A 23,621-nucleotide genomic window follows, 5' to 3' on the forward strand; every position below is an offset into this window, starting at 1 on the left:
AGCGCGCGACTTCCAGCTTGCCACCGGGCGCCTGCCCCTACGGCTCGCCGCAACCCTTTTCGCACAGGTACCCCACCCGATGCCGACCGTGATCTTTCCCGGCCCCGAAGGCCGCCTCGAAGGCCGTTTCTCCCCCGCCCCGCGCCCGCGCGCGCCGGTCGCCATGATCCTGCATCCGCACCCGCAAGGCGGCGGCACGATGAACGAACAGATCACGCAGAAGCTCTACAAGACCTTCGTGGATCGCGGCTTCGCCACGCTGCGGTTCAACTTTCGCGGCGTCGGGCGCAGCCAAGGCAGTTTCGACAACGGGATCGGCGAATTGTCCGATGCCGCCAGCGCGCTCGACTGGGTGCAGCAGATCCATCCCGAAGCGCAGACCACTTGGGTCGCGGGCGTCAGCTTCGGCGCGCTGATCGGGATGCAATTGCTGATGCGCCGCCCGGAAATCCGCGGCTGGATCAGCGTCGGCGCCCCGGCGAGCATGTATGATTTCACCTTCCTCGCCCCCTGCCCCGCCAGTGGTATCTTCATCCACGGGGCGCAGGATACGGTGGTGCAGCCGCAGGCGGTAACGAAGCTGGTCGAAAAACTGCGTACGCAGAAGCACATCACCGTGCATCACGAAGAAATCCCGCGCGCCAATCACTTTTTCGAAAACGAGCAGACCGAGCTGATGGCCTCGGTCGACAATTATCTCGATTTCCGTCTGGACCCGAGCTGTCCGATCAAGTGACGCCGCCCGAAAGGGGAGCATCGGTCTGATTACGAACCCTCCCGCCCCCCAGTTGGGCGGGAGGGTTTTTCGTATCGGCCACCCAAACACCGCCTGTCGGTTGCAAACAGCAACGCGAAACCGCTTGCCATGTTAGTAATGTTGTAACATCCTCTCATCGCAAGCCCGCCTCACCGTGTCGCAAAACAAGCGGGCTGCGAAAGGAAGAGGATTTTGCTTATGGCCTATCTCGACCAGACCCGCCGCCCTTCGCCCGTCAGCATGGCTGGGGTCGTCGCCATTCATGCTGCGGTCGGCGTGGCGATCGTCACCGGACTGACCGTTTCGGGGACGCTTGCGCCCCCCGACGAATTCATCCCGACCTATGACATCAAGGATGCGCCGCCGCCTCCACCGGAACCGACGCCCGAGCCGACGAGGGATATGCCCGAAGTCAGCCAGGTGACCCCGCCGATGGTCATCCCCAAACCGCCGCTCGACCTGCCGGTGCCCGCGCCGCGCTTCGATTCGACCGAGATCATCCTGCCGCCCGCGCCCCCGGTGCCGCGGCCCGGCCCGACGCTCGGTCTCGATCCCGTCCCGACACCGCGCCTCACGCCGACCCAGCCTCCCATGGGCCCCTCGGTCGGCGCGAAGCCGCGCAACGATCCCACAGCATGGATCACCACAGACGATTACCGCACGTCATGGATCAATCGCGAGATGACCGGCACGGCGCGCTTCCGGCTCGAAATCGCGACCACGGGACGCGTGACCAACTGCACCATCACCGGGTCGACCGGCCATGCCGCGCTCGATCAGGCAACCTGCCAGTTGCTGGAGCGCCGCGCCCGGTTCCAGCCCGCGCGCACCGGATCGGGAGAGCCGATCGCGGGAAGCTACGAAAGCGCGGTGCGCTGGATCCTGCCAGACTGACGCCCGGCCGCCACCGCTACCCGCCCCGCTCGATCCGGTCGAGCGGGGCTTGGCCCGCTTCGTTCGGCACGGTCCAGATCGCCACGTTCACTCCCATGACCAGCGCTAGGATTACCATCAACCCCGCCTGCCGCCGATAGCCGCTCCGATAGGCAAACACCGCGCCCACGATCAACGCGATGGCAGCCAGGACGACGATTGAGAGGACGGCATCGGTCATGCCCCGCATCCTAGCCGCGACGGGACGGCGAAAGGAAGCGCAAAGCTGCGGAACGCGTCTCGCCGACACCCGTTCTTTCCTCGAACGCGCGGCGATCATGCGCGCGTTACCGAAAGGCTTGCGATATGGGTATCTTCAGTTCGATCAAGGATGCGATCTTCGGCAAGGACGAACCTGCGAAGAAGGCGCCGCCTGCCGCACAGCCGGGCACGGCTCCCGCAGGCAAGCCCGCACCCCAGACCGGAAACGCCTGGGCCGATGCGCCGGTCGTGGAACGGCAGTCGATCGACACGGTGGACGTCGAAAACCACCTCGATTCCATGCCGGGCGCGGACCGCCTCAATTGGCGCACCTCGATCGTCGACCTGCTCAAGCTCATCAACGTCGATTCCGACTTTGCCAGCCGCAAGGCGCTCGCGACCGAGCTTGGCCGCGCGGATTACGAAGGCTCGGCGGAAGACAATGTCTGGCTGCACAAGCGCACCATGCGCGAACTGGCGGCGCATGGCGGGAAGGTGCCGCCCGAATATCTCGACTGAGATCGCGAACGCTTTTTTCGATTAATTGACAGGTCAGGGCGCGGCGCGCACACCCGCGCCCATGACATCCCAAAGCTTTGAAATCACCCGTCGTCAGGCCCTCGCAGGCCTCGGCGCGACGACTGCGCTCACTCTGGGCGGATGCGCCGCCACCGCCCGGCCCGAAGCCGTGGCACAGGCACAGGCCATCGGGGCCGAGCGTCTGCTGGAAGTGGTCGGCTACAATCTCCTCGAACACGAGCCGGAGCGTGCGACTTCGCTGGGCGTCGATACCGGCCGCTATGCCGAATTGCGCGCGCGGCTGGAGGACCAGTCCCAGACCGGACAGGATCTCTACGCCGCGACCCTGCGCCGCGATCTCGACCGGGTGCGCGCCTTCCCGCGCGATGGCCTCGACGCCGATACGATCACCAATCTCGATGTCGTCGAAAGCGCCTATTCGACCGCGCTCGACGGGTTCGCCCTGCCCTATGGCGACGTCGCGGTCGGAAGCTGGCGCAACGCACCCTATGTCGTGATCCAGAATGTCGGCAGCTATCTCGACCTGCCGCGCTTCATGGAGTCCTCGCATCCCCTGAAGGATGGCAGCGACGCCGATGCCTATATCGAACGGATGGAAGCGATGCCCGCCGTGTTCGCGGGCGAACTCGAACGGATGCGCGCGGCCCGCGCCATGGGGATGGTGCCGCCAGACTTCCTGATCGAGAAAGCGACCGCTCAGCTTTCCGAAACGATCAAATCCGCAAAAGCGGGCGAAATCTTCGCCGATCCGTTGCGCGCCAAGCTGGTCGAGGCGGGAATGCCCGAAAGCCATGCGAATCGTGCCCGCACGCTGGAAACCGGCCCGATCGCCGCCGCACTGGAAGCGCAACTTGCCGAACTCCGCCTCGAAATGGCCGAGGCGGATTCCGATCCCGGCATGTGGAGCCAGCCGCGCGGCGAGGAATGGTATGCCTGGGCCCTCCGCGCCAGCACCACGACCACGCTCTCGCCCGACGAGGTGCACGAACAGGGGCGCGAAGAACTCGCAGCGCTTCACGCCCGGATGGACCCGATCCTGAAGGAAATCGGCTTCACCAGCGGGACGGTGGGCGAGCGGATGCAGGCGCTCAGCCAGGACGCGCGCTATAAATTCGCGCAAGGCGATCCCGGCCGGGCCGAGATCATGGCCTTCATCAAGGACCGGATCGCGTGGATCACCGCGCAGATGCCGCGCGCCTTCAACACTTTGGTCGATCCCAATCTCGAGGTCCGGCGTCTGCCGCTGGCCGAAGAACCCGGCGCGCCGGGCGCCTATGGCGGCGCGGGCAGCAAGGACGGGACGATCCCCGGACGGATGTGGATCAACCTTCGGACCACCGATCTCCACCGCAAATACGACCTTGCCGATCTCACCTATCACGAGACCATTCCCGGCCATGTCTGGGAGGGCGAATATTCCAATCGCCTGCCGCTGATCCGCTCGATCCTGGCCTTCAACGCCTTTTCCGAAGGCTGGGCGCTTTATGGGGAGCAGCTGGCGGACGAGCTTGGCGCCTATGACGATTTCAAGGTCGGCAGGCTCGGCTATCTCCAGTCACTGGCGTTTCGGGCCTGCCGCATGGTGGTGGATACCGGCCTCCACCACAAACGCTGGAGCCGCGAACAGGCACGCCGCTTCTTCGTCGAGGAAAACGGCTCGAAATATGACGAGGTGGTGAGCGAGGTGGACCGTTATTGCAGCTGGCCCGCTCAGGCCACGGGCTACAAGCTCGGCCATAGCGAGATCGTGCGGCAGCGCGGGCGCGCCGAAGCTGCGCTGGGTTCGGCCTACGATTTCAAGGCGTTCAACGACGCAGTCGTTCTCGGCGGCAATGCGCCGCTCGACGTCATGGCGAAGAATGTGGACCGCTACATCGCGCGGGCGCGCGGCTAGATCGGAGGGTCAGGCCGCTTCCGGCGCCGCGCCGGATTGCGTGGCTGCTTCTTCGGCAAGCCGCTTGGCTTCGCGCTCGCCCAGGGCCCGCTCGCGGTCGATCTTCACCTTGCGCGCCTGTTCGGCAAGGCCGCGCCAGGTCTTCTCCGCGCGTAGGCTGCGTTCGCGGACATTGTCGAGAACCGCCTCTTGCGCCTCGATCGCGGCTTCACGGGCGCGGCTGTCGTAGAATTCGAATGTCTGGCTCATCGGATCGGTCCTTCGTGAGTATCGCGCGCGGGAAGCGGGAAAACGCCCCGCCGACCGCAAGGGATCGGCGGGGCATTCGTCTTGGGGATCAGTCCGCAGCGGACAGATTCACCGCGCTCGCCTTGCCATTACGGCCGGTCTCGACCTCGTAATTAAGGCGCTGTTCCTTATCGAGCGTGTGCATACCCGCCGCCTGCACGGCGGAGATGTGGACGAAGCTGTCGTCCGAGCCGTCATCGGGCTGGATGAAGCCATAGCCCTTGTCGGCGTTGAAGAATTTTACGGTGCCGGTCTTCGACATGGGATGTTCCTTTCAAGAACGAGGATTGCCCCGCCGCGACATGCGGCGTGGTCGTGCGTAAGGTCGTCCGAAGAAAGGAAGTCGCCGTCTAACGTGCACCAGGGCCACAAGGGCAAGGCGAAGATCAAAAGCCGAAGTCCGTCGCAAATTTCGACGTCAGCCCGATGGCCGTAGCAGGGTTTCGGCCATACCCCTAACGATCCCTGCATTTGCACCGAAATAAAAGCCCGCGCAGAACCGCAGGCCCGAAATTAAAGGTTCCCGGTCCGCGATTGCTCGCGGCCGGGAACTCTCCTCTCCAATTCGTGCACCCGGTTCGCCGGGCGGATCGGTTCAGGCCGCGACTCGTGCGGAAACCGGGGCCGCGTCGCGCACGCCCTGGTCGACATGCGGCGCGAAGGGCATGAAATTATCGACGAAGAGCTGCACCAGCTTCTGCGCGGTGCGGTCATATTCGTCCTGATCGGCCCAGGTCGACCGCGGATCGAGAATGCCGCTGTCGACGCCTTCCACCGCGACCGGAACCTCGAAGCCGAAATTGGGGTCCTTGCGGAACTCCGCCTCGTTCAAGGACCCGTCGAGCGCGGCGTTGAGCAGGGCGCGGGTCGCCTTGATCGGCATCCGGTTGCCGACCCCGTATTTCCCGCCCGTCCAGCCGGTGTTGACCAGCCAGCAGGTGACGTCGCCCTTGGCGATCCGTTCTTTCAGGAGGTTGCCGTAGACGCTGGGATGGCGGGGCATGAAGGGCGCGCCGAAGCAGGTGCTGAAGGTCGCTTCGGGCTCGGTCACGCCGATTTCGGTGCCCGCGACCTTGGCGGTGTAGCCCGACAGGAAGTGATACATCGCCTGATCGGGCGTGAGGCGCGCGATCGGAGGCAGCACGCCGAAGGCATCGGCGGTCAGCATGATCACGTTCGACGGCGGCGGACCCATGTTCTCGTCCGACGTGTTCGGGATCGATTCGAGCGGATAAGCACCGCGCGTGTTCTCGGCGAGAGTGTTGTCGTCGAGATCGATCTCGCCGTTCTCGTCCATCACCACGTTTTCGAGGACGGTGCCCTCCATCTGCGTGGTCGCGAAGATCTCGGGCTCGGCCTCGGCGTTCAAGCGGATCATCTTGGCATAGCAGCCGCCTTCGAAATTGAAGACCGCCGTATCCGACCAGCCATGCTCGTCATCGCCGATCAGCGTGCGGCTGGCATCGGCGCTGAGCGTGGTCTTGCCCGTGCCCGACAGGCCGAAGAACACCGCGCTCTTGCCGTCCGGGCCGATATTGGCCGAACAGTGCATCGGCATCACGCCCTTGGGCGGGAGAAGGTAATTGAGCACGCCGAATACGCTCTTCTTCATCTCGCCGGCATAGCGCGTGCCGCCGATCAGGATCAGCTTCTCGCTGAGATTGACCGCGATCACCGTCTCGCTGCGGCAACCATGGCGCTCGGGATCGGCCTTGAAGCTCGGCAGGTCGATGATGGTGTATTCAGGCACGAAGCCCTCAAGCTCGTCCGCCGTCGGGCGCACCAGCAGGGTGCGGATGAATTGGTTGTGCCAGGCGAGTTCGTTGATGACGCGTACGTTGACGCGGTATTCCGGCTGCGACCCGCCGAACAGGTCGGCGACGTAGAGCGCGTTCTTTTCCTTCAGCGCGGCGAAGAAATCCTCCTTAAGCGCGGCGAAATGCTCCGGCTTCATCGAAGCGTTATTGTCCCACCACACCGTGTCTTCCGTCTCGCCATCGCGGACGATGAACTTGTCCTTGGCGCTGCGGCCGGTGTGCTTGCCGGTTTCGACCACCAGCGGTCCGTGCTTGGCCCGGCGCCCTTCGCCGTTTTCGAGCGCGGCAGCGGTCAGCTGGCCCGAATCGAGATTGGCGTGGATCGCGGCATCGGTGGCGATGCCCTGATCGGCAAGCGTGTGGGAAAGCGAAGCGGTCACTGATGTCTCCGGCAGAGCGTTGCAGGGCGTTGCGATGTCTGGGTGGCCCGCCGCATCGCTGCTTCAACGCATACGAATGCACGGCCAGTTCGCCCTGCCCTTACAATCGCTCGCCCGCTACGTCAATTTCGGCGCGACGGGCGGCGCGCCATGCGTGGTTCCGCTCCCGCGATGGCACACATTGTCTTGTCCCGGTAAAGCGATTACGCACGTAAGGTGACCAACGACGCGCCTTCGGAAACCGCTCCCGCCCTCATCCATCCGTCTCCGTCGCAGGCGGTGATCGCGCTGGTGGATGACGATCGCAACATCCTCACCTCGGTGTCGATCGCCCTGCAGGCGGAAGGGTTCGCGACGCGCGTCTATTCCGAAGGCGAGGCGGCCTTGAAGGCGCTGCTCGAAAACCCGCCGCATCTGGCCGTGTTCGACATCAAGATGCCGGGTATGGACGGGATGGAATTGCTCAGGCGCCTGCGCGAACATTCCGCCCTCCCCGTGATCTTCCTCACCAGCAAGGATGACGAGCAGGACGAGGAAGCCGGTTTCGCGATGGGCGCGGACGATTACATCTCCAAACCCTTCAGCCTGCGCCTCCTGCTCGCCCGCGTGCGCGCCATCCTGCGCCGCAGCGATATCGATCTGCCTTCGGAGCCGGGTGCCAACGCCGAAGCGCCCCGCCCCAGCGAGGTCCTCGAACGCGGGCGGCTCGTGATGGACCCTGCGCGACATAAGGTGACGTGGGACGGGCGCGCCGTGTCCCTGACGGTGACCGAATTCCTGCTGCTGGAGGCGCTCGCCGTGCGCCCCGGCGTCATCAAGAGCCGCAACCAGCTGATGGATGCCGCCTACCCCGATGACGTCTTCGTCGACGATCGCACGGTGGACAGCCATATCAAGCGGATGCGCCGCAAGTTCCGCAGCATCGATCCGCAATTCTCCGCGATCGATACCCTCTACGGCGCAGGCTACAGCTTCGCCGAAAGCTGACCGACCCATGGCCGATCCGGCGCGCAGCAATGTCCTGAGAGACGAGCCGGGGCGCGACCCGGCGGCGGACAAACCGCGCTGGTCGCGGCGCCTCTCGCTCACCAGCCGCATCCTGTTCGTCAATGTGATGCCGCTGGTGCTGCTGGGCGGCGGGGTCATCTATCTCGATTTCTATCGCAAGCAGCTGCTGGACGAACGCTTCAAGCTCGCTCTGGTCGAGGCGCAGATCACTGCCGAGGCGCTGGCGGGCGCGACCGATGCACGCCAGGAGGCGCTGCTGATCCAGATCGGCAAGGAACAGCGCCTGCGCATCCGGCTCTATGACGCCGAGGGGGAATTGGAAGGCGACAGTTTCGCCCTGTCCGCGCCCACCTTCTCGATCGACGGAGTGGCGGAGGACAATCGCGATTTCGCCCTCACGCTCGATCGCTGGTTCGACCGGGTGGTGGGCGCGCCGCCGCTGCCCGATTACCGCGAACCCCAGGTGGACAACGCCGCCGCCTGGCCGGAACTCGACCGCGCGCGGACCGAGAGCCTTACCCAGATCGTGTTGCGCGATGCGGCGGACGGGACCCACGTCATCAACGCCGCCGCACCGGTGGGCCTCGACGGGGAATCGCTGCTGATCACCCGCAATCCGATCGACATCACCCAGCGCGTGCGCGAAGCGCGATCGACCGTGGCGCTGGTGACCCTGCTGGCGCTGATCGTATCGACCCTGCTGTCTTTCTTCCTCGCCCAGACGATCGTGCGGCCTTTGCGCGAACTGGTCCAGGCCGCCGTCCGCGTGCGCCAGGGACGCGACCGGCAGGTCGAGGTGCCCCGCCTTCCCGACCGGCGCGACGAAATCGGGATGCTGGCGCGCGCGATTTCCGACATGACCCATGCGCTGCGGATGCGTATCGACGCGGTCGAAAGCTTCGCCGCCGATGTCGCGCATGAGATCAAGAACCCGCTCGCCAGCTTGAGGAGCGCGACCGAATCGCTCAACCGGGTCGAGGATCCGGCCCTGCGTGCCCAGCTGCTCGATATCGCCACCCACGACGTGCGCCGCATCGATCGGCTCGTCACGGAAATCAGCGAGGCGAGCCGGATCGATGCCGAACTGTCCCGCGCGACATTCGAGACGGTCGATCTTGCCAGCCTCGTCACCAATATCATCGGTTCGCGCGAGAACCGCTCCGAAAACGAGGGGCGTCCGGTCCTGTTCGACAGCGAGACAGGCCGCTTCCTGGTCCGCGGCGAACCCTCGCGGCTCGAGCGCGTGATCTCGAACCTGCTCGACAATGCGGTGTCGTTTTCGCCGTCTGACGGGGCGATCACGATCGATCTGGTCCGGGCCGAAAACTGGATCACCATGACCGTGTGCGACGAAGGGCCCGGCATCCCGGTGGAACGTCGCGAACAGGTGTTCCAGCGCTTCCATTCGCACCGTCCCCAGGCGGAGGATTTCGGCAACCATTCCGGGCTCGGCCTCGCCATCGCGCGCGCCATCGCCGAAGCGCATGACGGCACGCTGCTGGCGGAAGGTCGCCCGGACGGGCGGGACGGCGCCTGCCTCGTGCTCAACCTGCCCGCCCTGCGCGACGGGTGAGCGCCATCATCCGCAAGCCCTGTCCCAACGTCACCTGCGTATCGCTGGAGGGGCGCGGGCTGATGATCGAAGGGCCGCCCGGCAGCGGGAAGTCGACTCTGGCGCTTTTGCTGATCGATCGCGGGGCGACGCTCGTCGGGGATGATGGCGTGGAACTGGAGCGGCGCGACGGGGCAATCTGGGCGCATCCGGCCCCAGCCATTCGCGGCCTCATCGAGATACGCGGTGCCGGGATCGTGCCAATGCCGGTCGAACCGGCGCGCCTTTCCCTCATCCTCACACTCGATCCCGCTGCCCCGCGATTGCCCGGGGTGGAGCGGCGCTGCCTTGAGAACGTCGCCCTGCCCCGCATCGCATTTCACACTGGCGATCCGGCTCAGGCCTTGCGTGCCGAACACGCTCTGCGCCTGCACGGAGTGTGACGTTCACATCAAAGCGCTTCCCTTTTTTCCCCGCGGCTTCGATACCCGGACCATGAGCGACGAATCCTCCAGCCCACAGCAGATTCTCCTCGTTACCGGCATGTCGGGCGCGGGGAAAAGCACTGCGCTGGAAACGCTGGAGGATCTCGGCTGGGAAGCGATCGACAATTTCCCGATTCGCATGGTGCCCGATCTCCTCTCCCGGAACGAGGGAAGCGCCGCCCCCCTCGCCATCGGCGTCGATGCGCGCACGCGCGGCTTCGTGCCCGTGGAGATCCGCGCCCAGTTCGAAGACCTGTCCGCCCGCCCCGACCTGTCGGTCGGCACGCTGTTCCTCGATTGCACCAGCCCGGAGATCGAGCGGCGCTATAACGAGACACGGCGCCGCCATCCGCTGGCGCAGGGCCGTCCGGTGCGCGAGGGGATCAGGGCGGAACGCGAACTGCTCGCCCCTTTGCGCAAATGGGCGCAGATGGTGATCGACACCTCGGGCTATGGGCGCAACCATCTCCAGCAGGCGATGCGGGAACGGTTCGCCCAGGGGCAGACGGGGTCGCTCACGATCACGGTGACGAGTTTCGGCTTCGCACGAGGAATGCCGCCGATCGCCGATCTCGTCTTCGATATGCGGTTCCTCGACAATCCGCACTGGGTCGAGGACTTGCGCGAACAGACCGGGCGCGATCGGGCGGTCGCCGCCCATATCGAGGCCGATCCCACCTTCGCGCCCGCCTTCGCAAAGATCGCCGATCTCGTCGTCTCGCTGATCCCGCTCTACGCGGCGCAGGGGCGGGCCTATCTGACAGTGGCGTTCGGCTGCACCGGCGGGCGCCATCGCTCGGTCTTCTCGGCCGAGACACTGGCCGCGAGGCTGAAGGACGAAGGATACGAGCCGACGCTCATCCACCGCGACCTTGCCGCGCGCGCCGCCGACACGGTCGAAGGCCCAGTTCCCTGAAGGCCCAATCCCTGACCGCCCCTTTCGGTTGACTCAGCATCCAGTCATCATCATGGGCGCAGTTTCGCAGCGAAGCTTGAACCAGACACGGAAGACAGCACGGTTCGCATGATTGGCATGATCCTCGTTACCCACGGCAACCTCGCCGAACACTTCATCGAAGCGATGGAGCATGTCGTGGGCGAGCAGGACCGGGTCGCGACGGTCTGCATCGGGCCGAGCGACGATATGGAGCTGCGCCGCCGCGAAATTGCCGAGGCGATCACCCGGACCGACGAGGGCGACGGAGTAATCATCCTGACGGACCTGTTCGGCGGGACGCCTTCCAATCTCGCGATTTCGCTGCTCGATGCGGGTCGTGTCGAAGTAATCGCGGGGATCAACCTTCCCATGCTGATCCGCCTCGCCGGTGCGCGCAAGACGCTGGGCGTGACCGACGCGGTCCATGCCGCGCGCGAGGCCGGCCGCAATTACATCACCGTGGCTTCGGAATTTCTCGGCCAGCATGAAGCGCCCCCGGAGGCGGAACGGAAGCAGGCCCGATGAGTGAACACGCGAGTGAAGGCGCTGGTGAAGGCGCTGGTGAAGGCGCGAGCGAGGAACGCCGCACGCTGACGATCGTCAACCAGCGCGGTCTCCATGCGCGGGCGAGCGCGAAATTCGTGGCCGTGGTCGCCGCGCTTCCCGACGATACGCGGGTCCATGTCGCGAAGGACGGCACCAGAGCCGCAGGCGAATCGATCCTGGGCCTGATGATGCTCGGCGCCGCCAAGGGCGACACGGTCGAACTGATCGTTTCGGGACCGGAAGCGCCGCGCATCGCTGACGAGCTGGCGGCCATGATCGATGACGGGTTCGGCGAGAATTGATGATCGCGCGCGCGGGCTGCGGTTCATGACACGACGCCAGATCACCGGCTTTTCCAACCCCACAGTCAAGGCGCTGCGGGCCCTCAGGGAAAAGAAGCACCGCAAGGCCTCGGGCCGGTTCCTGGCCGAAGGGCTTCGGCTCCTCACCGACGCGCGCGAATGCGGCCATCTGCCGGAAACGCTGGTCCTGTCCGATGCGCGCGATGGCCATCCCCTGCTCGAGGCGCTGGAAGCGGCCGTTGCGGCCAATGGCGGGGAAATCATCGAGACCACGCCCGATATCCTTGCCAAGATCACCGGCAAGGACAATCCGCAGGCGGTCGCCGGGGTATTCGCGGAATTCGACACGACGCTGGAGACTGTCGATCGCGGGTCGAGCGATATCTGGCTGGTGGCGCAGGCGTTGCGGGATCCGGGCAATCTGGGGACCATGCTACGCACGGGCGATGCGATCGGCGCGGGTGGATTGATCCTGATCGACGATTGCGCCGATCCCTTCTCCGTAGAGGCGGTCAGGGCCAGCATGGGCGCCGTTTTCACGCAAAAGATCGCGAAAGCCCCATGGGCGGACTTCGAAAGCTGGCTGCGCGATCCCGCGAAGGGCGCGCCCGGCCAATTGGTCGCGGCGAGCCTGCGGGAAGCACAGCCCTATCGCAATGCGCCCTACCGCACGCCATGTTTCGTGATGGTGGGCAATGAGAGCCGCGGCCTTCCCGAGGACTACGAGATGGCCTGCGATCTGCGCGTTACGATGCCCATGATGGGCCGCGCAGATAGCCTGAACGCCGCTATCGCTGCGGCGGTTCTGGGATATGAGGTGCTTGCGACGATAAACGCCCGACCTTGATAGGCCGGGCGTTCAAAGAATCGATTATCCTCAGCGCTTAGGCGCTGACGGGAATATCGTCATCATCGTCTTCGGTCACCAGCAGGATGCCGATGCCGACCGCTGCAATGGCAAGAACGATGAAGGCGGGAGCGATGCTCGCGCCGCCGAGTTCCGATTCATCGGCAACCGGAGCGATCCGCTCGGGAGCCGACTGAGCGACGACCGGAGCCGCGACGAGCGTCGCAGCGGCGGTGCCGAGTGCTAGTTTCTTGATCAACATAAAAGCCTTTCTCTGGTCTCTCTCACCCTATTGACGAGCGAAAGGACCCTAAGTTCCAATGGATACTATCATTCGCGGGGAGTTTCGCCGAGGCGTGCGTCCGCCACGTCCGATCGCGACCATCACTGCAATACCGCAAAAAAGCCTCACATGCAAGTTGGCGCCATGGGCATCCTAAGAACCGCAACGAGCCATTTCATGGGGTTAATCCACGATTAGCGAAGAAACGAGCATGGGAAAATCGAATCCGCCTATCGAAGGCGCAATCTGATCACTCCGAATATTACGGCCTATCGCTGCTCTCGGCCAGTTGCGGCGCGTCCACGGCATCCAGATCCTGCGCAGTGTAGCGCGGTGTGCCTTCGACCAGGGGGACCTCGTCGATCTCCCGCTTGCCGATCTCGATGCCCTTTTCCTGCATCCGCCGGGCCGAGGTCAGCACGTTGCGTTCGAAGCTCCCGACGAAGCTGTTGTAATTCTTTACGGCCGATTCCAGCCCGCTCCCCATCCGCTTGAGATGCTGCGAGGCGGTTTCGAGCCGTCCGTAGAGTTCGGTTCCGATCCGCCCGATCTCGCGCGCTTCGTTGGCCAGCGCATCCTGCCGCCAGACCTGCGCGACGGTGCGGGCTATGGCGACGAGATTGGTCGGCGTCGCCAGCAGGACCTTTTTCTCGAAGGCGAAATCCCAGAGTTCGGGGTCCGCGTCGAGCGCGGCGGCCACGAAGTGCTCCCCCGGCACGAACATGACGACATAGTCCGGCGCGTCTTCGAACTGGCTCTGATAGCTTTTCGCGCCGAGCGTCTGGACATGGTTGCGCATCGACTGGGCGTGGAGCTTCAAATGCCGCTTGCGCTCGCTCTCGTCCTCCGCCTCGAACGCGGCCTGATAGGCGTTGAGCGAGACCTTCGAATCGATCACCAGCTTCTTCTGGCCGGGCACGTTGACGATGGCATCGGGTCGCAACCGGCCCTCTTCGGTGTCGATCGACTGTTCGAGCTGGAAATCGGTATGCTGGGCCAACCCGCATTGTTCGAGCAGGTTCTGCAACGCCCGTTCGCCCCAGCGCCCGCGCGCCTTGGGCGCGTTGGTGAGCGAATTGCCGAGCCGCTGCGCCTCGCGCCGGACCTCTTCCTGCCCCAGCCGCATCTGTTCGATCTGGGTCGCCAGCGAGGAAAAGGCATTGGTGCGCTTCTCCTCCAGCGCCGCGACCTGATCCTCGTATTTCTTTAACCGATCACCCACCGGCTGGAGCAGCGCGCGGATCTTCTCTTCCGAGGATCGCTCCGAATGGCCGAAGCGTTCGGCGGCGCGCTCCAGGAACGCCTCCTGCGCCTTGCCGAGCACCGCCGAGCCGGTGTTCTGAAATTCCTTCAGCAATTCCTCGCGTGCCTCGACCAACAGGCGCTTCTGCTCGTCGAAATTGGCGGTCTTTTCGCGCAAGGTGGCGAGTTCGGACGACAGCGCGCCATTGGTGCGCCGCAACTCCTCCAGCGCACTCTCATGCGCCGCGCGCGTCTCGCGCAATTCTTCCGACAGCGCATCGGCCCGCCCCGCCCGCTCGCGCGCGGCCTCGAGATCGGCGAAGGTGCGAAGATATTTCGCATCCAGCTCGCGCGCTTCCGAATCGCGCTCCGCATGGCGGGCTTTCCACTCCGCCACCGGGCGCGAACCGAAGAAATACCCGAGCCCCAGGCCGATCAGAAGCGCAGCGAGGATGAAGACGATTACAATACTATCCATCGCCGGAACATAGCTGGAACGCAGCCTGTAGGAAAGACCGCAGCTCTATCGTCATGGAACAATCCCCAGCCCCGGCCGCTCATCAGGCGAAGGAGACCAACACTATGTCGATCAAGGAAATGATCCAGGACCACCCGCAAGTCGGCGAAGGCTATACCGACGAACTCGGCCAGGCAGTGAAGCACGCCATGTATGGCGCGGCGATCATGAACAGTTGCGCTGATGCCTGCCTCGCCGAGCCGAATGCGGGCGAGCGGGCGGAGTGCATCCGTCGCTGCCTCGACGCGTCCGACGCCTGCACCGCGTTCTACCGCATGGGCAGCCGCCGCACGGGTGGCAATGTGCCAGCGATCAAGGCAATCGGCGAAGCGGTGCTGGTGGCGGTGAAAGCCTGCCACGATCTGTGCAAGATGCATGACGACGCGCATTGCAAGCGCTGCGCGAAAATGTGCGAGGAAATCCTGGCAGACGTGCGCAAGGCGCTCGACACGATGGACCGGTAATCGGGCCCACCGATGACCTTGCGGGGCTGGACTAGCGTCCGGCCCCGCGATGTTTCAACCAGAGATTGATCAGCAGGCGAAATCCGATGGTGAAGACGACGAAATAGATCGCGAACCGGATCGCGAGCTCGTCGAACCCCATACCCTCGTCCAGCCGTTTCCAGGTGCACATCAGCAGCGCATAGAGCAGCCCCGCGACCGAGGCCGTGTGCCACCCCATTGCGGGTGCGGGTGGACTGCCGCCAGGTTCGCTCAAGCGGCTTCGCGCAGTTTCTTGAGCTTCTTCAATGCCATGCTGCGCTTCAGCCGCGAGAGATGGTCGATGAAGAGAATGCCCTCGAGATGGTCCATCTCGTGCTGGATACAGGTCGCCATCAGGCCTTCCATATCCTCTTCATGGGTTTCCCCTTCGAGATCCTGATACTGCACCCGGCAGGTTGCGGGCCGGTCGACATCGGCGAAGATGTCGGGAACCGAAAGGCAGCCTTCCTGATAGCTGGCCAGCTCTTCCGCCGGGTCGAGAATCACGGGATTGACGAATACCCGCGGTTCCTTCTTCGTCGGATAGTGGACGTGGGAATGGCCGCCGTGATTGCACTCTTCGGGCTCGGCATCCTCGTCTTCCGGCTGGAGATCGATGACGAGCACGCGCTTCGGCACGCCCACCTGGATCGCGGCGAGCCCGATGCCCGACGCATCGTACATCGTGTCGAACATGTCGGAGACGAGTGTCTTCAGCTCGTCATCGAATTCGGTGACGGGGGTCGAGACGGTCTTGAGCCGGGGGTCCGGCACTTCGAGGATTTCATGGATAGCCATCTCGGCGAGATAGGCGCGAAGCGCGCGATTCTCAAGAGACCGGTCGCCGCGCCCTCAAGGCCTGCGCCAGCGTGCCCTCGTCGAGATAGTCGAGTTCGCCCCCCACCGGGAGACCGTGGGCCAGTTGCGTGATCCTGAGGGGAAAATCCTCCAGCCGTTCGGCGAGGTAATGCGCGGTGGTCTGCCCCTCCAGCGTGGCGTTCATCGCGAGGACGACCTCGTCCACCCCGCCCGCCTCTATCCGCGCCATCAGGGAGGCGACGTTCAAATCCTCGGGCCGCACTCCGTCGAGCGCGGACAGGCGCCCGCCGAGCACGTGATAGGTCCCCGCGAATAGCTTCGCCCGGTCGAGCGCCCACAAATCCGCGACATCCTCTACCACGCAGAGCGATTTCGCGTCGCGGCGCGGGTCGGAGCAGATGCCGCACGGATTGCGCGTGTCGACATTGCCGCAAATGTCGCATTCGACCAGCGCCTCGCCCACCTGCGCCAGAGCTTCCAACAACGCGGGCAAAGCGCTTTCCCGCCGCTTGACCAGCCACAGCACCGCGCGCCGTGCGCTGCGCGGCCCCAGGCCCGGCAGGCGGGCGAGCGCGGAAGCGAGGGTTTCGATTTCTTGCGATGCCATGGCCTGACAGATAGGGGCGCGGCACGAACAGAGAAAGGCTCGCTGCCCCGTCATGCGCATAATCTTCATGGGAACGCCCGATTTCGCGGTGCCGACATTGCAGGCGCTGGTCGATGCCGCGCATGAGGTGGTGTGCGTCTACACCCAGCCGCCCCGTCCCGGCGGACGGCGCGGGCGCGAGCTGACGCCTTCGCCGGTTCAAAGCCGCGCGGAGGATCTGGGGATCGAGGTGCGCCACCCGACCTCGCTGAAATCCGCCGAGGAGCAGGCGCGTTTCGCGGACCTGGAGGCCGATGTCGCTATCGTCGCGGCCTATGGGCTGATCCTTCCCCAGGCAGTGCTCGACGCGCCCAAGCATGGCTGCCTCAACGTCCATGCCTCCATCCTGCCAAAATGGCGGGGCGCGGCGCCGATCCACCGGGCGATCATGGCGGGCGATCCGGTGACGGGGGTGACGATCATGCAGATGGAAGCGGGATTGGACACCGGACCTATGCTGGCCTTCGCGAGGACGCCGGTCGAGGACAAGACGACCGGCGAACTTACCGAGGAGCTCGCCCAGATCGGCGCGCAATTGATGGTCGGCACGCTGATCGACCTCGCGGCGCTGCATCCGCTCGAACAGGACGACGACAAGGCGACCTATGCCGCCAAGATCGACAAGAGCGAGGCGCGGATCGACTGGTCGCGCCCGGCCGATGAGGTCGTGCGCCACATTCACGGCCTGTCACCCTTCCCCGGCGCGTGGTTCGAACTCGATGGCGAGCGGGTCAAAGTCTTGCGGGCAGAACGGGTTGAGGGCGCCGGTGCCGCTCCGGGCGAGGTGCTGGACGACCGCATGACGATCGCCTGCGGGCAAGCCGCGATCCGCCCGCTTGAATTGCAGCGCGCGGGCAAGCCCCGGATGGACAGGGCGACCTTCCTGCGCGGCAAACCCGTATCGGCGGGGACCGTGCTTCCTTGACCCGCTTCGCCCTCACGCTCGAATTCGACGGAACCCCTTTCTTCGGCCTCCAGCGCCAGAAGGACGGGCCGAGCGTGCAGCAGGCTGTCGAGGAGGCAGTGATGCGCGTGACGGGGGAGGAGGTGCGGATGCATAGCGCGGGCCGCACCGATGCGGGCGTCCACGCGCTCGCCATGCGCAGCCATGTCGATATCGCAAGGGACATCGCGCCCTTCCGCCTGATGGAGGCGCTCAACGCCCATCTTCGCCCCGATCCTGTCGCGGTGACTCACTGCGAGATCGTGCCCGACGACTGGCACGCCCGCTTTTCCTGCACGGGGCGCGCCTATGTCTATCGCATCGCCAATCGCAGGGCGCCGCTAACGCTCGAAAAAGACCGGTTGTGGCAGGTCCCGCAAGAGCTAAACCACGAGGCCATGCACCGCGCCGCGCAGGCGCTGGTGGGCTTGCACGATTTCACCACCTTCCGATCGGTCCACTGCCAGTCCGACAGCCCGGTGAAGACGCTCGACCGGCTCGCTGTCGAGCGGGACGGAGAGGAAGTCCGCATCCACGCCGAAGCGCGCAGTTTCCTGCATCATCAGGTCCGCTCGATGGTGGGATGCCTCGCCCTCGTCGGCATGGGCCGCTGGGACGAGCCGCGCGTGGCCGAAGCACTTGCAGCGCGCGACCGTCAGGCGCTGGGGCTGAACGCTCCGCCGCACGGGCTGTATTTCGTGCGGGCGGTGTATGGCGAAAGCGGGGATCCATCGTCCGAAAATTAGCGGCTGGTGCGGTTCTCGATCGCTCTGGATTGCCGCGTCGCCTGTGGCTCCTCGCAATGACGAATTTCGGGTGCATTGCCCATTCCACCTCGTCATTGCGAGCGTAGCGACGCAATCCAGGACCCGCGCGCCACCAACGGTTGTGTCCACGCCGCTCCCTCCCTAACGAAGGTTGCAAAAGGAGACCCAAGGATGACCACGACCGGCAAGCAACTCTTCACCACGCTCGAAGCGGACGGCACGCTCACGCTCGAAATCGCGGAAAGCACCTTTCCCGAACCCAAGAGCAATCAGGTCCTCGTGAAGATGGAGGCCGCGCCGATCAATCCGTCCGACCTCGCCATCCTGACCGGCGCGGCGGATTTCGAGAACGCGGACTATTCGCCCGGCAAGGTCGTCGCCAAGATGCCCGAACCGTTCAATTCCGGGTCCAAGGCGCGCCATGGCCAGCGGCTTCCCGCCGGCAATGAAGGTGCGGGCACCGTGGTCGCCACGGGCGATGGCGACATGGCGAAGGCGCTGATGGGCCAGCGGGTCGCCTGCGTACCCGGAACCGCCTTCAGCGAATACGCCATCGCGGACGCCACCATGTGCCTGCCTCTCGGCGATCACAGCGCGGAAGATGGCGCGTCGAGCTTCGTCAATCCGATGACGGCGCTTGGCTTCGTCGAGAATGCCAAGATGGATGGGCAGGACGCCATCCTCCACACTGTGGGCGCGTCCAATCTCGGCCAGATGCTCAACCGCATCTGCCAGGAGGACGGGATCAAGCTCGTCAATATCGTGCGCAAGCCCGATCAGGCGCAGATGCTCAAAAGTCAGGGCGCGGAATACGTGGTCGATTCCTCGCAGGACGATTTTGCCGCGCAGCTGCGCGACGCGATCGACGCGACGGATGCCTTTTACGGCTTCGACCCGATCGGCGGCGGCAAGATGGTCGATCACTGCTTCAAGGCGATGGAGCAGGTCGCGGTTTCGAAGATGACCGAATATTCGCGCTATGGGTCGAACCAGCAGAAGCGGATGTTCATCTATGGCCGCCTCGACATGGGGCCGACCACGCTGACGCCCAGCTACGGGTTCGGCTGGACGCTGTCGGGCTGGCTGCTGACCCCGTTCCTCCAGAATGCGGGGATGGAGCGGGTCGTGCGGATGCGCCAGCGCGTCCTCGACAATCTAACCACGACCTTCGCCAGCTCTTACAAGAAGAAGGTCTCGCTCGAAGAGATGCTGACCAAGGACGCGATTCTCGATTATCGCCAGATGAAGACCGGCGAGAAATATCTGGTCACGCCGCAGGCCTGATCGGGGGCCTGATCGGGGGCCTGAACCCGGTCGCCTAATTCCCGTCGAAAGCACGCTGGATCGCGGCGAGGTCGGTGACCTCGTTCGCGATCAGCACCTGCAAGAGCAGGCGCGCCTTCTGGGGATTGAGCGCGCGCGCGGCGACGAAGCCATTGCTGTCGTCGTCGGGCTCGCGGTCCACCAGCCCCTCTTCCGCTCGGCTGGCGCGCACCACGAAGACGCCGCGTTGCCGCATCCGGCGTAAAGCCGCGCGCACGTCCTCGGGGAAGTTCCCCTCCCCCACGCCCGCCATCACGACACCGCGCGCGCCAGTGCCGACCATGCGCTCGACCGCCGCGCCGGTCAGCCCGGCATGGGCGTGGATCACCGCCACTTCGGGTAGCTCGTTCGCCCAAGCGAAGCGCGCCGCCGCTCCCTCGCGCCAGGGGGCGCCGAACCATTCAAGCGCGGCGGGACTGACCAGCCCAAGCGATTCGCGCGGGAAACCGCGAAAGGCTTCCGCCCCGCGCGTCCTTACCTTGCGCACGTCGCGCGCCGCGAAGACGCGGTCCCCCATCACGACGAGCACGCCGCGCCCGGCGGCCTGCGGATCGCTGGCGACCCGCACCGCGTTGGCGAAATTGCGGAGCCCGTCATACCCCACCGCATCGGCGGGCCGCATCGCGCCGACCAGCACGACCGGCTTGGTGGCGGGCAGCGTCAGGTCGAGCAGGAAGGCAGTCTCCTCCAGCGTGTCGGTCCCATGGGTGACGATGACGCCCTGGCAGGATTCGTCCGCGAGCGCTTCGAGGATCGCGGCGTGGAGCGGCGCCCAGACCTGCGGCCCGATATCCGCCGAATCGATATTGGCGATCTGCCGCCCCGACAGCTCGGCCTCCAGGCCGAGATCGCCGACATCCTCGAGATAGGCGTCAATCCCGATCTCACCCGCGCGATAATCCTTGGCGATCGCGGAGCCCGCGATCCCCGCGATCGTGCCTCCGGTGGCGAGAACGGTGAGCCTGGTCGTCATGTCGCGCGCTCTAGGGCGCGTGGCGCATCCTCGGCAATTGCTTTTCGCCTCCGCCGCGCTATGTGCCCCCTCACGCTTCCCCGATCGGGACGCGGGCGCTTAGCTCAGTTGGTAGAGCATCTCGTTTACACCGAGAGGGTCGGCGGTTCGAGCCCGTCAGCGCCCACCATCTCCTCGTCGCTTCAAATCCTCTTGCGGGCGCTCAGGCGCAACGGCACGCCCGGAGCCGCGATCCGAAACTCCATGGCCGACAGCGCGGTCCGCGCGCTGCTTTGCAGGCAGCGCCATACCGTATCCGGCAGCGGGCTTCGTCGCACGGTATCCAGCACGCAAACCGCCCCGATCCTGGCGCCGCTTCGCGTCACGATCGGAAGGCCCGCATAAAATCGCAGGCTTTGGGTGCCCGTGACGAACGGATTGTCGCGAAAGCGCCGATCTGACGTCGTGTCGCAGACCTCCAAGGGTATGGGATAGCGGATCGTATAATCACAGAAGGCGAATTCGCGTGGCATTACTGCCGCGGCGAGCCCGGACCGCCCGTAGAACCACTGGACGTCTTTTCCGACCACCGTAATGGCCGCGAACGGGCAGCCCGAAATGCGACGAAGATCCTGCGCCAAACCGTCAAGATACCGGTCGATGGGCAATCCGAGCGCCCCGATCCTCGCGGTTTCCTCAATCCTGACCGCTTCCGACACGTACGAACCCATGCGGGCTTCCCCAAACAAGTTACCGGTGGGATTGCCTGGGACATCGATCCTACGATACTGTTAATTCGTAGTAATTCGTCCTGTTTCGCGTATTTTTATACCCGCGATCACTGATTTTCGATTTTATATGCCCGCCAATCAGTTGTCGCTGATCGTATAATACGAGTTTCAAGGATCGCGGATAGTCAGTTGGACGATGCGATCGCCTCGTCGAGCGCGGCGCGCACTTCGGGATCAGCCCAATCCAGATCGCCGGTCACCCGCCAGATTTCGCGCCCGCCCGCATCATAGAGAACGGTGGTGGGCAGATTGCCCGAAAGAGCGAAGCTCAAGGCGGTTTCGGTGTCGAGCCACGGTTCGAGATAGGCGAAATCGCGTTCGGCAAAGAAAGGTTCGACCACCTCCGCGCCCTGCAAGTCCTGGCTCGCCACAATGACCCGCAGATCGCCGTCGTAATCGCTCGCCAGATCGTCGAGCAGGGGCATCTCCTTGACGCAGGGCGCGCACCAGGTGGCCCACAGGTTCAGCAGGACGGGCTGGCCCTGAAGCGCGCCCAAATTGAGCGTGCGGCCATCGGGATGCGTCAGATTGACGGCAGGCATCAGCTCACCAGCCTTGCTGCGGTCGATCTCTCCGGTGGGGGCGGCGGCAGCCGCGGCGGGAGTTTCTTGCGCGGGTTCGGCCGTGTCCCTATCGCAACCGCCCAAGGCTGCCAGAAGGACGAATGCGAACGTGAGCGAAGACCGGGACGAGAAGACGGGCACGGCAGGTTCCAATGCGATGTGGGGCGGCAGGTTCGCCGCCGGGCCTAGCGCGATCATGCGCGAAATCAACGCTTCGATCCCGTTCGACAAGGCGCTCTGGCGGCAGGACATCGCGGGCAGCCGCGCCCATGTCGCCATGCTGGCGGCGCAGGGCATCGTCACGCCCGACGATGCGGCGACGATCGATGAGGGGCTGGCCCGGATCGCCGAGGAATACGAGCGCGACGGCGTGCCCGAGGACTGGGATCTCGAGGATATCCACATGACGGTGGAATCGCGCCTGTCCGAACTGGTCGGGCCGGTCGCCGGGCGGCTCCACACCGCGCGCAGCCGCAACGATCAGGTGGCGACCGATTTCCGCCTCTGGGTGCGCGAGGCCAGTCTGCGCGCCGAAGCGGGGCTGGAGGCGCTGCAACGCGCGCTCGTCACCCGCGCCGGAGAACATGCTGACAGCATCATGCCGGGCTTCACTCACTTGCAGACCGCGCAGCCGGTGACTCTCGGCCACCATCTCATGGCCTCTTACGAGATGACGAAGCGCGACCGCAGCCGGTTTTCCGACGCGCGGGCGCGGATGGACGAATGCCCGCTTGGCAGTGCAGCGCTGGCGGGCACCGGCTTCCCGATCGACCGCGAGGCGACCGCGCGGGCACTCGGCTTCGCGGAGCCCACGCGCAACAGCCTCGATGCCGTGTCCGACCGCGATTTCGCGATGGACTACCTTCAAGCGGCCAGCCAGTGCGCCATCCACCTCTCGCGCCTCGCCGAGGAACTGATCCTGTGGGCCAGCCAGCCCTTCGGCTTCGTCCGCCTGCCCGATACGCTGTCCACCGGCAGCTCGATCATGCCGCAGAAGAAGAACCCCGATGCCGCCGAACTGGTGCGCGGCCATGCAGGGCGCATCATCGGTTGCGCGACATCGCTGATGATCACGATGAAGGGCCTTCCGCTCGCCTATTCCAAGGACATGCAGGACGACAAGCCGCCCGTATTCGAGGCGGCGGGCCTGCTCGACCTGTGCCTCGCCGCGACGGCGGGCATGATCGCCGACAGCGAGTTCAGGACCGACCGGATGCGGCAGGCGGCGGAAATGGGCTTCGCCACCGCGACCGATCTCGCCGACTGGCTTGTGCGCGAGGCGGACATCCCGTTCCGCGAAGCGCACCACATCACCGGCGCTGCGGTAAAATTAGCCGAGAGCCGCAATGTGGCGCTGGATGCCTTGCCGCTTCAGGATTTGCAGGCCATCGACGCGCGGATCGACGATCGCGTGTTCGCCGCGCTGTCGGTCGACGCATCGGTCGCGGCGCGCGCCAGCTATGGCGGAACCGCGCCGGACGAGGTACGCAAGCGCGTGGCCGAAGCGCGCGCCGCGTTGGGAATGGAGAAGTGATGCGCCGTCTGATTATCCTGACCAGTGGCGCCCTCCTTGCCGGATGCGGCCAGCAGGCCGCGCTGGAACCGCCGCCGGGCGAAAGCCTGCCGCCCGCTCCCTATGGGAGCGCGGAGCGGCCCGATGCCGAGGACCTGCTCGAACTGGACCCCCAGGCCGCGCCCGAACGCAGCGTCGAACTGCGCCGTCGCAGCGAGGAGCGTGAGGACAATCCCTTCGACCTGCCGCCCGAATGAAAGCATTCAGATCATAGACGCAGGCGATAGGCG

Annotated in this window: 29 protein-coding genes and 1 tRNA gene; 18 read left to right on the forward strand and 12 right to left on the reverse strand. The window is 65.1% G+C overall.

Features of this window, described 5'->3' with window-relative positions; all coding sequences use genetic code 11:
• Positions 1 to 79: 79 nt before the first annotated feature.
• Both GRI47_RS07875 and GRI47_RS07880 read left to right on the forward strand, forming a co-directional pair.
• Positions 80 to 736: an alpha/beta hydrolase gene (locus tag GRI47_RS07875; RefSeq protein WP_160661371.1), complete on the forward strand. Its 657-nt coding sequence runs from the start codon at positions 80 to 82 to the stop codon at positions 734 to 736.
• A 219-nt stretch (positions 737 to 955) separates the two neighbouring features.
• Complete coding sequence (locus GRI47_RS07880) at positions 956 to 1,651, forward strand: energy transducer TonB (protein ID WP_237452648.1); 696 nt, start codon at positions 956 to 958, stop codon at positions 1,649 to 1,651.
• 16 nt (positions 1,652 to 1,667) lie between these two features.
• On the opposite strand, the gene GRI47_RS07885 is transcribed toward GRI47_RS07880, so the two are convergent.
• Complete coding sequence (locus GRI47_RS07885; protein ID WP_160660727.1) at positions 1,668 to 1,871, reverse strand: hypothetical protein; 204 nt, start codon at positions 1,869 to 1,871, stop codon at positions 1,668 to 1,670.
• 125 nt (positions 1,872 to 1,996) lie between these two features.
• Between GRI47_RS07885 and GRI47_RS07890 the strand changes: the two genes are divergently transcribed.
• The gene (locus tag GRI47_RS07890; protein ID WP_160660728.1) at positions 1,997 to 2,410 is read left to right on the forward strand and encodes a DUF3597 domain-containing protein; all 414 of its coding nucleotides are present in this window, start codon (positions 1,997 to 1,999) and stop codon (positions 2,408 to 2,410) included.
• Positions 2,411 to 2,471: 61 nt separating this feature from the next.
• On the forward strand, positions 2,472 to 4,325 hold the full coding sequence (locus GRI47_RS07895; protein ID WP_160660729.1) for a DUF885 domain-containing protein: 1,854 nt from the start codon (positions 2,472 to 2,474) through the stop codon (positions 4,323 to 4,325).
• A gap of 9 nt (positions 4,326 to 4,334) precedes the next feature.
• Here GRI47_RS07895 and GRI47_RS07900 read toward each other — a convergent pair whose 3' ends face one another.
• The 3 genes from GRI47_RS07900 to GRI47_RS07910 form a co-directional block, all read right to left on the reverse strand.
• A complete protein-coding gene (locus tag GRI47_RS07900; RefSeq protein WP_160660730.1) occupies positions 4,335 to 4,574 on the reverse strand; it encodes a hypothetical protein in 240 nt (79 codons plus the stop codon).
• Positions 4,575 to 4,662: 88 nt separating this feature from the next.
• Positions 4,663 to 4,875, reverse strand: coding sequence for a cold-shock protein (locus tag GRI47_RS07905; protein WP_160660731.1), 213 nt, complete (start codon positions 4,873 to 4,875; stop codon positions 4,663 to 4,665).
• Positions 4,876 to 5,208: 333 nt separating this feature from the next.
• Complete coding sequence (locus GRI47_RS07910; protein ID WP_160660732.1) at positions 5,209 to 6,810, reverse strand: phosphoenolpyruvate carboxykinase; 1,602 nt, start codon at positions 6,808 to 6,810, stop codon at positions 5,209 to 5,211.
• 255 nt (positions 6,811 to 7,065) lie between these two features.
• On the opposite strand from GRI47_RS07910, the gene GRI47_RS07915 reads away from it, so the two are divergent.
• The 7 genes from GRI47_RS07915 (at position 7,066) to GRI47_RS07945 (ending at position 12,487) form a co-directional block, all read left to right on the forward strand.
• A complete protein-coding gene (locus GRI47_RS07915) occupies positions 7,066 to 7,797 on the forward strand; it encodes a response regulator transcription factor (RefSeq protein ID WP_337190684.1) in 732 nt (243 codons plus the stop codon).
• Positions 7,798 to 7,804: 7 nt separating this feature from the next.
• Entirely contained in the window at positions 7,805 to 9,391 is a 1,587-nt protein-coding gene (locus tag GRI47_RS07920) for a stimulus-sensing domain-containing protein (RefSeq protein ID WP_160660733.1), read from the forward strand.
• Positions 9,388 to 9,813, forward strand: a complete 426-nt coding sequence (locus GRI47_RS07925; protein ID WP_337190663.1) for an HPr kinase/phosphorylase — start codon at positions 9,388 to 9,390, stop codon at positions 9,811 to 9,813. The genes GRI47_RS07920 and GRI47_RS07925 overlap by 4 nt, the downstream gene beginning before the upstream one ends.
• A gap of 52 nt (positions 9,814 to 9,865) precedes the next feature.
• Positions 9,866 to 10,771 (forward strand): RNase adapter RapZ, encoded by a 906-nt coding sequence (rapZ, locus tag GRI47_RS07930; protein WP_160660734.1) that lies wholly within the window; start codon positions 9,866 to 9,868, stop codon positions 10,769 to 10,771.
• A 108-nt stretch (positions 10,772 to 10,879) separates the two neighbouring features.
• Positions 10,880 to 11,317, forward strand: coding sequence for a PTS sugar transporter subunit IIA (locus tag GRI47_RS07935; RefSeq protein WP_160660735.1), 438 nt, complete (start codon positions 10,880 to 10,882; stop codon positions 11,315 to 11,317).
• The gene (locus tag GRI47_RS07940) at positions 11,314 to 11,640 is read left to right on the forward strand and encodes an HPr family phosphocarrier protein (RefSeq protein WP_160660736.1); all 327 of its coding nucleotides are present in this window, start codon (positions 11,314 to 11,316) and stop codon (positions 11,638 to 11,640) included. The genes GRI47_RS07935 and GRI47_RS07940 overlap by 4 nt, the downstream gene beginning before the upstream one ends.
• 25 nt (positions 11,641 to 11,665) lie before the next feature.
• Positions 11,666 to 12,487, forward strand: coding sequence for a TrmH family RNA methyltransferase (locus GRI47_RS07945; protein ID WP_160660737.1), 822 nt, complete (start codon positions 11,666 to 11,668; stop codon positions 12,485 to 12,487).
• A gap of 37 nt (positions 12,488 to 12,524) precedes the next feature.
• Here the strand turns inward: GRI47_RS07945 and GRI47_RS07950 are convergent, their stop codons facing one another.
• Together GRI47_RS07950 and GRI47_RS07955 are read right to left on the reverse strand one after the other, a co-directional pair.
• The gene (locus tag GRI47_RS07950) at positions 12,525 to 12,749 is read right to left on the reverse strand and encodes a hypothetical protein (RefSeq protein WP_160660738.1); all 225 of its coding nucleotides are present in this window, start codon (positions 12,747 to 12,749) and stop codon (positions 12,525 to 12,527) included.
• A gap of 283 nt (positions 12,750 to 13,032) precedes the next feature.
• Positions 13,033 to 14,490 carry a DNA recombination protein RmuC gene (locus tag GRI47_RS07955; RefSeq protein WP_160660739.1) on the reverse strand — a complete coding sequence of 486 codons (1,458 nt, stop codon included), beginning with the start codon at positions 14,488 to 14,490 and terminating at the stop codon, positions 13,033 to 13,035.
• A 104-nt stretch (positions 14,491 to 14,594) separates the two neighbouring features.
• On the opposite strand from GRI47_RS07955, the gene GRI47_RS07960 reads away from it, so the two are divergent.
• Positions 14,595 to 14,993 carry a four-helix bundle copper-binding protein gene (locus GRI47_RS07960; protein ID WP_160660740.1) on the forward strand — a complete coding sequence of 133 codons (399 nt, stop codon included), beginning with the start codon at positions 14,595 to 14,597 and terminating at the stop codon, positions 14,991 to 14,993.
• A 31-nt stretch (positions 14,994 to 15,024) separates the two neighbouring features.
• Here the strand turns inward: GRI47_RS07960 and GRI47_RS07965 are convergent, their stop codons facing one another.
• Genes GRI47_RS07965 through recR form a run of 3 tightly spaced genes read right to left on the reverse strand, consistent with a single transcriptional unit; the run spans position 15,025 to position 16,440 of the window.
• Complete coding sequence (locus tag GRI47_RS07965) at positions 15,025 to 15,213, reverse strand: hypothetical protein (RefSeq protein WP_160660741.1); 189 nt, start codon at positions 15,211 to 15,213, stop codon at positions 15,025 to 15,027.
• 32 nt (positions 15,214 to 15,245) lie between these two features.
• A complete protein-coding gene (locus tag GRI47_RS07970; RefSeq protein ID WP_160660742.1) occupies positions 15,246 to 15,812 on the reverse strand; it encodes a peptide deformylase in 567 nt (188 codons plus the stop codon).
• Between the two features lie 31 nt (positions 15,813 to 15,843).
• Entirely contained in the window at positions 15,844 to 16,440 is a 597-nt protein-coding gene (recR, locus tag GRI47_RS07975; protein ID WP_160660743.1) for a recombination mediator RecR, read from the reverse strand.
• A 52-nt stretch (positions 16,441 to 16,492) separates the two neighbouring features.
• On the opposite strand from recR, the gene fmt reads away from it, so the two are divergent.
• From fmt to GRI47_RS07990, 3 genes are all read left to right on the forward strand, one after another.
• Positions 16,493 to 17,404 (forward strand): methionyl-tRNA formyltransferase, encoded by a 912-nt coding sequence (gene fmt / locus GRI47_RS07980; protein ID WP_160660744.1) that lies wholly within the window; start codon positions 16,493 to 16,495, stop codon positions 17,402 to 17,404.
• Positions 17,401 to 18,168: a tRNA pseudouridine(38-40) synthase TruA gene (gene truA / locus GRI47_RS07985; RefSeq protein WP_160660745.1), complete on the forward strand. Its 768-nt coding sequence runs from the start codon at positions 17,401 to 17,403 to the stop codon at positions 18,166 to 18,168. The genes fmt and truA overlap by 4 nt, the downstream gene beginning before the upstream one ends.
• Before the next feature lie 192 nt (positions 18,169 to 18,360).
• The gene (locus GRI47_RS07990) at positions 18,361 to 19,473 is read left to right on the forward strand and encodes a zinc-binding dehydrogenase (protein ID WP_160660746.1); all 1,113 of its coding nucleotides are present in this window, start codon (positions 18,361 to 18,363) and stop codon (positions 19,471 to 19,473) included.
• Between the two features lie 34 nt (positions 19,474 to 19,507).
• Here the strand turns inward: GRI47_RS07990 and GRI47_RS07995 are convergent, their stop codons facing one another.
• Positions 19,508 to 20,485, reverse strand: a complete 978-nt coding sequence (locus GRI47_RS07995) for an asparaginase (protein ID WP_160660747.1) — start codon at positions 20,483 to 20,485, stop codon at positions 19,508 to 19,510.
• Positions 20,486 to 20,578: 93 nt separating this feature from the next.
• On the opposite strand from GRI47_RS07995, the gene GRI47_RS08000 reads away from it, so the two are divergent.
• Positions 20,579 to 20,654: transfer RNA gene (locus GRI47_RS08000), tRNA-Val, on the forward strand.
• Between the two features lie 13 nt (positions 20,655 to 20,667).
• Here GRI47_RS08000 and GRI47_RS08005 read toward each other — a convergent pair.
• Entirely contained in the window at positions 20,668 to 21,183 is a 516-nt protein-coding gene (locus GRI47_RS08005; protein ID WP_160660748.1) for a GAF domain-containing protein, read from the reverse strand.
• Between the two features lie 197 nt (positions 21,184 to 21,380).
• The gene (locus GRI47_RS08010) at positions 21,381 to 22,070 is read right to left on the reverse strand and encodes a TlpA family protein disulfide reductase (RefSeq protein WP_337190664.1); all 690 of its coding nucleotides are present in this window, start codon (positions 22,068 to 22,070) and stop codon (positions 21,381 to 21,383) included.
• On the opposite strand from GRI47_RS08010, the gene argH reads away from it, so the two are divergent.
• Together argH and GRI47_RS08020 are read left to right on the forward strand one after the other, a co-directional pair.
• Positions 21,976 to 23,352, forward strand: coding sequence for an argininosuccinate lyase (gene argH, locus GRI47_RS08015; RefSeq protein WP_160660750.1), 1,377 nt, complete (start codon positions 21,976 to 21,978; stop codon positions 23,350 to 23,352). The genes GRI47_RS08010 and argH overlap by 95 nt on opposite strands.
• Complete coding sequence (locus tag GRI47_RS08020; RefSeq protein ID WP_160660751.1) at positions 23,352 to 23,588, forward strand: hypothetical protein; 237 nt, start codon at positions 23,352 to 23,354, stop codon at positions 23,586 to 23,588. The genes argH and GRI47_RS08020 overlap by 1 nt, the downstream gene beginning before the upstream one ends.
• Positions 23,589 to 23,621 lie beyond the last annotated feature (33 nt).

This window comes from Qipengyuania pelagi, assembly GCF_009827295.1.
GTDB lineage: Bacteria > Pseudomonadota > Alphaproteobacteria > Sphingomonadales > Sphingomonadaceae > Qipengyuania > Qipengyuania pelagi.

Bases quoted from the DNA above. Each gene is read 5' to 3' on its own strand.
- GRI47_RS07875 (WP_160661371.1), top strand. From the start codon at position 80: ATGCCGACCGTGATCTTTCCCGGCCCCGAAGGCCGCCTCGAAGGCCGT.
- GRI47_RS07880 (WP_237452648.1), top strand. From the start codon at position 956: ATGGCCTATCTCGACCAGACCCGCCGCCCTTCGCCCGTCAGCATGGCT.
- GRI47_RS07885 (WP_160660727.1), bottom strand. From the start codon at position 1,871: ATGACCGATGCCGTCCTCTCAATCGTCGTCCTGGCTGCCATCGCGTTG.
- GRI47_RS07890 (WP_160660728.1), top strand. From the start codon at position 1,997: ATGGGTATCTTCAGTTCGATCAAGGATGCGATCTTCGGCAAGGACGAA.
- GRI47_RS07895 (WP_160660729.1), top strand. From the start codon at position 2,472: ATGACATCCCAAAGCTTTGAAATCACCCGTCGTCAGGCCCTCGCAGGC.
- GRI47_RS07900 (WP_160660730.1), bottom strand. From the start codon at position 4,574: ATGAGCCAGACATTCGAATTCTACGACAGCCGCGCCCGTGAAGCCGCG.
- GRI47_RS07905 (WP_160660731.1), bottom strand. From the start codon at position 4,875: ATGTCGAAGACCGGCACCGTAAAATTCTTCAACGCCGACAAGGGCTAT.
- GRI47_RS07920 (WP_160660733.1), top strand. From the start codon at position 7,805: ATGGCCGATCCGGCGCGCAGCAATGTCCTGAGAGACGAGCCGGGGCGC.
- rapZ (WP_160660734.1), top strand. From the start codon at position 9,866: ATGAGCGACGAATCCTCCAGCCCACAGCAGATTCTCCTCGTTACCGGC.
- GRI47_RS07935 (WP_160660735.1), top strand. From the start codon at position 10,880: ATGATTGGCATGATCCTCGTTACCCACGGCAACCTCGCCGAACACTTC.
- GRI47_RS07940 (WP_160660736.1), top strand. From the start codon at position 11,314: ATGAGTGAACACGCGAGTGAAGGCGCTGGTGAAGGCGCTGGTGAAGGC.
- GRI47_RS07945 (WP_160660737.1), top strand. From the start codon at position 11,666: ATGACACGACGCCAGATCACCGGCTTTTCCAACCCCACAGTCAAGGCG.
- GRI47_RS07950 (WP_160660738.1), bottom strand. From the start codon at position 12,749: ATGTTGATCAAGAAACTAGCACTCGGCACCGCCGCTGCGACGCTCGTC.
- GRI47_RS07955 (WP_160660739.1), bottom strand. From the start codon at position 14,490: ATGGATAGTATTGTAATCGTCTTCATCCTCGCTGCGCTTCTGATCGGC.
- GRI47_RS07960 (WP_160660740.1), top strand. From the start codon at position 14,595: ATGTCGATCAAGGAAATGATCCAGGACCACCCGCAAGTCGGCGAAGGC.
- GRI47_RS07965 (WP_160660741.1), bottom strand. From the start codon at position 15,213: ATGGGGTGGCACACGGCCTCGGTCGCGGGGCTGCTCTATGCGCTGCTG.
- GRI47_RS07970 (WP_160660742.1), bottom strand. From the start codon at position 15,812: ATGGCTATCCATGAAATCCTCGAAGTGCCGGACCCCCGGCTCAAGACC.
- recR (WP_160660743.1), bottom strand. From the start codon at position 16,440: ATGGCATCGCAAGAAATCGAAACCCTCGCTTCCGCGCTCGCCCGCCTG.
- fmt (WP_160660744.1), top strand. From the start codon at position 16,493: ATGCGCATAATCTTCATGGGAACGCCCGATTTCGCGGTGCCGACATTG.
- GRI47_RS07990 (WP_160660746.1), top strand. From the start codon at position 18,361: ATGACCACGACCGGCAAGCAACTCTTCACCACGCTCGAAGCGGACGGC.
- GRI47_RS07995 (WP_160660747.1), bottom strand. From the start codon at position 20,485: ATGACGACCAGGCTCACCGTTCTCGCCACCGGAGGCACGATCGCGGGG.
- argH (WP_160660750.1), top strand. From the start codon at position 21,976: ATGTGGGGCGGCAGGTTCGCCGCCGGGCCTAGCGCGATCATGCGCGAA.
- GRI47_RS08010 (WP_337190664.1), bottom strand. From the start codon at position 22,070: ATGTCCTGCCGCCAGAGCGCCTTGTCGAACGGGATCGAAGCGTTGATT.
- GRI47_RS08020 (WP_160660751.1), top strand. From the start codon at position 23,352: ATGCGCCGTCTGATTATCCTGACCAGTGGCGCCCTCCTTGCCGGATGC.